Origin of the sequence: Streptomyces sp. BE20, from assembly GCF_036322525.1 — a bacterium.
In the GTDB taxonomy this organism is placed as follows: Bacteria; Actinomycetota; Actinomycetes; order Streptomycetales; family Streptomycetaceae; genus Kitasatospora.
This window is the reverse complement of the sequence record NZ_JAQYWW010000995.1, coordinates 1-1,136: the sequence shown is the minus strand read 5'-3', so window position 1 is coordinate 1,136 and position 1,136 is coordinate 1. Positions and strand designations below refer to the sequence as shown.

General features: G+C 73.5%; 1 protein-coding gene. It reads left to right on the top strand.

Annotated elements, in window-relative coordinates:
* On the top strand, positions 1-1,136 hold a 1,136-nt coding region (locus tag PUR61_RS25530; RefSeq protein ID WP_329881735.1), incomplete at both ends, for a KR domain-containing protein.

The following is a 1,136-nucleotide window of genomic DNA, read 5'->3' as shown; positions in this document are numbered from 1 at the left end:
CGAACTCGGCCCGGACGCGGTCCTGTCCGCGCTCGTCCAGCAGCCCGACGCCGCCACGGCGCCGCTGCTGCGCCGCGACCGCGACGAAGTCACCACCGTGCTCACGGCGTTGGCGACTCTGCACGTCAACGGCGTTCCGGTTGACTGGGCGCCCTTCTTCACCGGCGTCCGACCGGCCGAGCTGCCGACCTACGCCTTCCAACGCCAGGAGTACTGGCTCGAGTTCAGGCCTCCGGTGGTCGACGCTGTCGAGGCGGGTTTCTGGGACCGGATCGAGCAGGGCGACCTGCCCGGCCTCGCCGCGCAGCTCGGCGTCGCGGAGGCCGACCTGGAAGGTGTCCTGCCCGCGCTGACCTCCTGGCGCGCGCAGGGGCGGGAGCGTTCGCTCCTGGACGGCTGGCGCTACCACGTCACCTGGGAGCCGCTGCCGGAACCCGGGGCTGTGTCCCTCGCGGGAGGTACCTGGATCCTCGTCGGCGATGTCCCGTTGGCCGACGCGCTGGAACAGCACGGCGCCAAGGTCCTTTCGGTGCCGGCGGGTTCGACGGCGGAGCTGGACACCCGCCTGTGTGGCCTGGACGTCGTCGGCGTCCTGGCGGCGCCGGGGTCCGTGGAGGAGACGCTGGCACTGGTCCGGACGATGGCGACTGCCGGGTCCGGGGCCGCGTTGTGGCTGGTGACGCGGGGTGCCGTGGTCACCGGCCGGGCGGACGGCGCGGTGGACGTCGGTCAGGCGCAGCTGTGGGGCTTCGGCCGGGCGGTGGGGCTGGAGCACCCCGGGATGTGGGGCGGCCTGCTCGACCTTCCTGCCGTCGTCGACACCCGGGCGGCGGGTCGTGTTGCTGCTGTCCTGGGTGGCGCGTTGGGCGCGGAGGACCAGATCGCGGTGCGCGGCGGTGGCGTGCTGGTGCGGCGCTTGGAGCATGCGCCGGTGGGTTCCGGGTCGGTCTGGAAGCCTCGGGGCACGGTGTTGATTGCCGGTGGGACGGGTGGTCTGGGCGTCGAGGTGGCGCGGTGGGCGGCGGCGAACGGTGCGGAGCGGCTGGTGCTGCTCTCCCGGCGTGGATCTCAGGCGCCGGGGGCGGCGGAGTTGTTGGCGGAGCTGCCGATGGCGGAGATCCATGCGTGTGATCTGG